We start from the raw sequence: 6,061 nt of genomic DNA, 5'->3' as shown, positions 1-6,061 counted from the left end.
CATCCAGCACCTCGCCGGCATGAAGGACAGCAAGGTCATCGTCGCGATCAACAAGGACGAGGAGGCGCCGATCTTCCAGGTCGCCGACTACGGCCTCGTCGCCGACCTGTTCAAGGCGGTGCCGGAGCTGACGGCCGCGCTGGACAAGGCGTAATCGGCCAGTCCTCTTCCGAAGACCAGCGGGCCAAAGACAAGCGGGAAAGCTCATATGTCCACGATCAAGAAGATTGGCATCATCGGTGCCGGCCAGATGGGCAGCGGCATCGCCCACGTCTGCGCGCAGGCGGGGTACGAGGTCGTCATCTCCGACATCGGCGCGGAGATTCTGCAGAAGTCGGTGGCCGCCATCTCCAAGAACATGGACCGTCAGGTTCAGAAGGGGAAGCTGACGGAGGCCGACAAGACGGCGGCGATCGCCCGCATCTCCACCGGCACCGACCTGTCCGTGTTCCATGACGCCGATCTGGTGGTCGAGGCCGCGACGGAGAACGAAGCGCTCAAGCGCGAGATCTTCAAGAAGCTGGTCCCGAACCTGAAGCCCGAGGCGCTGATCGCGACGAACACCTCGTCGATCTCGATCACCCGCCTCGCCGCCTCGACGGACCGCCCGTCCAAGTTCATGGGCATGCATTTCATGAACCCGGTGCCGGTGATGCAGCTCGTCGAGCTGATCCGCGGCATCGCGACGGACGAGGCGACCTTCAACGCGATTGCCGAGCTGACGGCGAACATCGGCAAGACCGCGGCGGTGGCCGAGGACTTCCCGGCCTTCATCGTCAACCGCATCCTGCTGCCGATGATCAACGAGGCGGTCTACACCCTCTATGAGGGGGTGGGCGGCGTCCAGGCCATCGACACGGCGCTGAAGCTGGGCGCCAACCACCCGATGGGCCCGCTGGAGCTGGCGGACTTCATCGGTCTGGACACCTGTCTGGCGGTCATGCAGGTCCTCTACGAGGGTCTGGCCGACAGCAAGTACCGCCCCTGCCCGCTGCTGGTGAAGTATGTCGAGGCCGGCTGGGTCGGCCGCAAGGTCGGCCGCGGTTTCTACGACTACTCCAAGAACCCGCCGGTCCCGACCCGCTGACGTTGCGGGTAAGGACGGAGGCTTAAGCGAAGCCCGCTCCGGGAAACCGGGGCGGGCTTCCTGCGTTTGCGGAACCGCTGCGCTTGCGCTCTGTTCGTCCCGCAGGGGATCGGGGCGAACAGCGGAAAGGACGGGGGCAATGCGGCGCGGCTTCCTGACGGCGATGCTTGTGGTCTTCCTGTCCGGCCCGGTCCTGGCGCAGGCGCCGGGCCCCGCCCCGACACCTCCCCCCATCCTGTCCCGGCAGGAGCGCAACTTCATCGCCGAGGCTCTGGCCGACGGCATGGCCGAGCAGGCGCTCGGCAAGCTGGCCCAGGACCGCGCGGAAACCGAACCGGTCCGCCGCTTCGCCCGTCGCATGGCCGACGACCACGGGTTGAAGACCGACCGCTTGGCCGGCATGGCGCTGCGCCACGGCATCCCCATCCCGCGCGAACTGGGCCTGTCCGCCCGCGCCCACATGTCCAGCCTGCGCGATACGCCGGAGGAGGCCTTCGACCGTCGCTACATGGCTGCGGAGGAGGAAACCCACGCCCGCGCCATCAAGCTGTACGAGGCGCAGGCCGAGCGCGGCGGCGAAACCGGCGACTTCGCCCGCGACGCCCTGCCCATGCTGCACAGCCATTTCGAGGAGGCGCGGGGCATCATGGCCGAGCTGGCGCGCGGCCCGGCTCCTCCACAGACCCAGGCGCCGCCGGCCACATCCGGATCGTCGGAGTGATAAAATCTGCTCCCTCCTCTGGGGAGAAGGAGCTTGGGACGCATCACCCGCCCGTCTTCACCACGCCGCCGCGGCTGTCGCGGTTCGGGCCGCCGCCATGGCCCATGTGCTTGCGCAGGAAGGCGATGACCTCCGGCGAATCCCATTCCACCGCGCCTTCGATGCGGCCGAGCTCGCGGCCCTCCTGGTCGACCAGCAGGGTCGTCGGCAGACCGCGCAGCTTCAGCGTCTGCATGGAGGCGCTCGACGGGTCGAGGTAGAGGGCAAGGTTTTTCACGCCGGTCCGCTGGTAGAAGGGCTGCACCTGATCCTTGCCGCCGCGATCCACCGACAGCGCCACCACCTGGAAGCCCGGCCCGCCCAGCTGCGCCTGGAGGCGGTCGAGCGCCGGCATCTCCTTCACGCAGGGCGCGCACCATGTGGCCCACAGGTTCAGCAGGACCAGACGGTCCTTGAACTCCGACAGGTCCACGCGGCGCCCCTCGCCGTCCAGGAAGGGAAGCTCCGGCACCGGCGTCAGCGGCTCCATGTAGCGGAACTTGTCGAGACCCACCGCCGTCACCCCCGGAGAGGGCTGGTCCAGCGTCAGCACGGCGGGCGGCGGCGGGGCCGACGGTCCGGCCAGCGCCATCCACAGCCCGGCACCGCCCAGCGTCACACAAAAGATTGCGGTGGCCGCCAAAGTCCGCATACTCACGCTTCCCGTCCTCCCATCCGTATTGTGTCCGCCATGAGCGCCGAACAGCCCAAGCCGAACTCACAAGACCGCAACTCCGCCCCGGCTGCCAGCCAGATGTGGGGCGGCCGCTTCGCCCGCGGTCCCGCCGCCATCATGGAGAAGATCAACGCCTCCATCGGCTTCGACAAGCGGCTGGCCGACCAGGACATCGCCGGGTCGAAGGCCCACGCCGCCATGCTGGCGCGCCAGGGCATCATAACCCAGGCCGACGCCGATGCCATCCGCGATGGGCTGGACCGGGTCAAGGAAGAGATCGACTCCGGAGCCTTCACCTTCAAGGTGGAACTGGAGGACATCCACATGAACGTGGAGGCCCGGCTGGCCGAGCTGATCGGCGAGCCGGCCAAGCGCCTGCACACCGGACGGTCGCGCAACGACCAGGTGGCGACCGACTTCAAGCTGTGGGTGCGCGACGCGCTCGACCGCGCCGACCAGGGGCTGAAGGCGCTCCAGGCCGCCCTCATCGATCTGGCGGAGAAGCACACCGACACGGTGATGCCCGGCTTCACCCACCTCCAGGCCGCCCAGCCGGTCAGCTTCGGCCATCATCTGCTGGCCTATGTGGAAATGTTCGGGCGCGACCGCGGACGCCTGCGCGACGCCCGCGCCCGGCTGAACGAGTGCCCGCTCGGCTCCGCCGCGCTGGCCGGCACGCCCTACCCCATCGACCGTTTCATGACGGCGGAAGCGCTGGGCTTCGACCGGCCCACCGCCAACTCGCTGGACGCCGTGTCCGACCGCGACTTCGCGCTGGAGTATCTGGCCGCCGCCAGCATCTGCGGCATGCACCTCTCGCGCTTCGCGGAGGAGATCGTGCTGTGGTGCTCGGCCCAGTTCCGCTTCATCAAGCTGTCGGACGCCTTCACCACCGGCTCCTCGATCATGCCGCAGAAGAAGAACCCGGACGCGGCGGAGCTGGTGCGTGCCAAGGCCGGGCGGGTCATCGGCAGCCTGAACAGCCTGCTGGTCGCCATGAAGGGCCTGCCGCTGGCCTATTCCAAGGACATGCAGGAGGACAAGGAGCCGGTCTTCGAGGCCGACGACACGCTGGCGCTGTGCATCGCCGCCATGGAAGGCATGGTGCGCGACATGCAGCCGAACGTGCCGGCGCTGCGCGAGGCGACCGACCGCGGCTTCCTCAACGCCACCGACCTCGCCGACTGGCTGGTGCGGGAGCTGAACATCCCCTTCCGCGAGGCGCACCACATCACCGGGCGCGCCGTGAAGGCGGCGGAGGACAAGCGCGTCGGCCTGACCGCCCTGACGCTGGAGGAGCTGCAGGCCATCGAGCCGCGCATCACCGAATCCGTCTTCCCGGCGCTGAGCATCGAGGCGTCGCTGGACAGCCGGCGCAGCTTCGGCGGCGCCTCCCCCGTCCGCGTGCGCGAGGCCGTCGCGGCGGCGCGGGAGCGCTTCCTGTGAGGCGCCCGCTGCTGATCCTGGCGACCGCCGCCGTCGCGTTGACGCTGGCCGGCTGCGGCAAGAAGCCGAGCTTCGTCGATCCCCCGCAGGGCAAGGAAGCCGACAAGTTCCCCGGCACCTACCCGAACCCGAAGACCGATCCCAAGCCCGGTCAGCCGTCCTCCGGAGCCCGCTTCCCATGAGCGCCTTCGCCTACCGCAACGGCGTGATGCACGCCGAATCCGTGCCGCTGTCCACCATCGCGGCGGAGGTCGGCACGCCCTTCTACTGCTACTCCACGGCGGCGCTGGAGGCGCATTACAGCGCCTACGCCGGGGCCTTCGCGGGGCAGGACGCCGACGTCTGCTACGCGGTGAAGGCCAATTCCAACCTCGCCGTCATCCGCGCCTTCGCCCGGCTGGGCGCCGGCGCCGACGTGGTGTCGGGCGGCGAGATGCAGCGCGCGCTGGCCGGCGGCATCCCGGCCGGCAAGATCATCTTCTCCGGCGTCGGCAAGACGCGCGAGGAGATGCGCGCCGCTCTGGAGGCCGGAATCCACCAGATCAACGTGGAATCCATCCCGGAGGTGGAGGCCCTGTCGGAGGTCGCGGTCAGCCTGGGCGTCACCGCGCCCATCGCCTTCCGCGTGAATCCCGACGTGGACGCCAAGACCCACGCCAAGATCGCGACGGGCAAGAAGGAGAACAAGTTCGGCGTCGACTACGACCACGCGCGGGAGGTCTACGCCCAGGCCGCCAAGCTGCCGGGCATCAAGCCGGTGGCCATCGCCGTGCACATCGGGTCGCAGCTCACCGACCTCGCCCCCTTCCGCGCCGCCTACGAGCGGGTGGCGGCGCTGCTCCACGTCCTGCGCGAGGACGGGCACGACATCACCCGCCTCGACCTCGGCGGCGGGCTGGGCATCGTCTACAAGCACGAGGCGCCGCCGGACATCGCCGACTACGCCGCCATGGTGAAGTCGATCACCGGCAACCTGGGCTGCCGCATCTCGCTGGAGCCGGGCCGCTCGCTGGTCGGCAACGCCGGCATTCTGGTGTCGCGGGTGATCTACCTGAAGCAGGGGCTGCACCGCCGCTTCGTCATCATCGACGCGGCGATGAACGACCTGATCCGCCCCACCCTCTACGAGGCCTATCACGGCATCGTCCCGGTGACCGAGCCCGCCAGGGGCGCCGCCACCGAGCCCTACGACGTCGTCGGTCCGGTCTGCGAGAGCGGCGATACCTTCGCCCTCCAGCGCGCCCTGCCGGCGATGGCGCCGGACGAACTGGTGGCGATCCTGTCGGCGGGGGCCTACGGCGCGGTCATGTCCTCCACCTACAACACCCGCCCGCTGATCCCGGAGGTGCTGGTGAACGGCGACCGGTTCTCCGTCATCCGGCCGCGCGTGTCGGTGGAGGAGCTGCTGGCGCTGGACCGCGTGCCGGATTGGTTGAAGGACTGATCCGTGATGGTGGCCGGCCCGCAATAACCGCTGCACAGATTCACCCATAAGGCGTATGATTCCCCGTTCGAGAAACGGGCGGGGATCATCATGGAGTGGGACGCGGCCTATGCCATCGGCCAGAGCGCTGTGGACGGAGACCACCAGCGCCTGTTTCAACTGTTCAACCAGTTCAGCGCGGCCATCGCCGCCGGCGAAACCCGGGAATCCGCGAACCGCTTCCTGCGAGAACTGGCCGACTACTCGGCCTATCATTTCCGCCGCGAGGAAGGGTTGATGCGCGCGATCGGGTATCCCGATTACGCCAAGCACAAGATGATGCACGACACCTTTGCCGACTTCGTCCGCCGGCAATCCGATTCCGACGCGCGCGATCTGGAGGAGGTCCAGTTTCTCCAGAGCTATGTCGAGATGTGGCTCTGCGGCCATATTCTGGTCATGGACAAGTGGTTTGGTGAATGGCTCGATGGCCGGGCCGGGAAATCCGGCGCGGCGGAGCCTATATCCTGACGGGTTCCCGGCTGCCGACTCTCCCCCCAGGCCGGGACCAGGACTGCGGCAACCGGCTGGACGGGAGTGCGGGATGAGCGACAGCAACGACGGGTTCCGGTTCCCCCTGCGCAAGGAGGCGCCCCCCGCCCCTGTTCC

Annotated in this window: 7 protein-coding genes and 1 pseudogene; 7 read left to right on the top strand and 1 reads right to left on the bottom strand. The window is 68.6% G+C overall.

Annotated elements, in window-relative coordinates; genetic code table 11:
• The 3 genes and pseudogenes from GBZ26_RS26070 to GBZ26_RS26060 all read left to right on the top strand — a co-directional run.
• Nucleotides 1-154 (top strand): annotated as a pseudogene (locus GBZ26_RS26070) (electron transfer flavoprotein subunit alpha/FixB family protein); the annotation flags it as partial.
• A 54-nt stretch (nt 155-208) separates the two neighbouring features.
• Entirely contained in the window at nt 209-1,087 is an 879-nt protein-coding gene (locus tag GBZ26_RS26065; protein ID WP_174441328.1) for a 3-hydroxybutyryl-CoA dehydrogenase, read from the top strand.
• Nucleotides 1,088-1,226: 139 nt separating this feature from the next.
• Entirely contained in the window at nt 1,227-1,808 is a 582-nt protein-coding gene (locus GBZ26_RS26060) for a DUF4142 domain-containing protein (protein ID WP_174441327.1), read from the top strand.
• A gap of 43 nt (nt 1,809-1,851) precedes the next feature.
• On the opposite strand, the gene GBZ26_RS26055 is transcribed toward GBZ26_RS26060, so the two are convergent.
• Complete coding sequence (locus tag GBZ26_RS26055; RefSeq protein ID WP_035677225.1) at nt 1,852-2,499, bottom strand: TlpA family protein disulfide reductase; 648 nt, start codon at nt 2,497-2,499, stop codon at nt 1,852-1,854.
• A gap of 39 nt (nt 2,500-2,538) precedes the next feature.
• On the opposite strand from GBZ26_RS26055, the gene argH reads away from it, so the two are divergent.
• From argH to GBZ26_RS26035, 4 genes are all read left to right on the top strand, one after another.
• Nucleotides 2,539-3,969 carry an argininosuccinate lyase gene (gene argH / locus GBZ26_RS26050; protein WP_174441326.1) on the top strand — a complete coding sequence of 477 codons (1,431 nt, stop codon included), beginning with the start codon at nt 2,539-2,541 and terminating at the stop codon, nt 3,967-3,969.
• Nucleotides 3,966-4,151 carry a hypothetical protein gene (locus GBZ26_RS26045; protein ID WP_174441325.1) on the top strand — a complete coding sequence of 62 codons (186 nt, stop codon included), beginning with the start codon at nt 3,966-3,968 and terminating at the stop codon, nt 4,149-4,151. The genes argH and GBZ26_RS26045 overlap by 4 nt, the downstream gene beginning before the upstream one ends.
• A complete protein-coding gene (lysA, locus tag GBZ26_RS26040; RefSeq protein WP_174441324.1) occupies nt 4,148-5,413 on the top strand; it encodes a diaminopimelate decarboxylase in 1,266 nt (421 codons plus the stop codon). Before GBZ26_RS26045 ends, lysA begins: the two co-directional genes overlap by 4 nt.
• A 90-nt stretch (nt 5,414-5,503) precedes the next feature.
• A complete protein-coding gene (locus GBZ26_RS26035) occupies nt 5,504-5,923 on the top strand; it encodes a bacteriohemerythrin (RefSeq protein ID WP_174441323.1) in 420 nt (139 codons plus the stop codon).
• Nucleotides 5,924-6,061 lie beyond the last annotated feature (138 nt).

This window comes from Azospirillum formosense (assembly GCF_013340925.1).
GTDB classification, from domain to species: Bacteria; Pseudomonadota; Alphaproteobacteria; order Azospirillales; family Azospirillaceae; genus Azospirillum; species Azospirillum formosense.
Note: the sequence above shows the minus strand (reverse complement) of the source record. Positions and strands in the feature narration are given on the sequence as shown.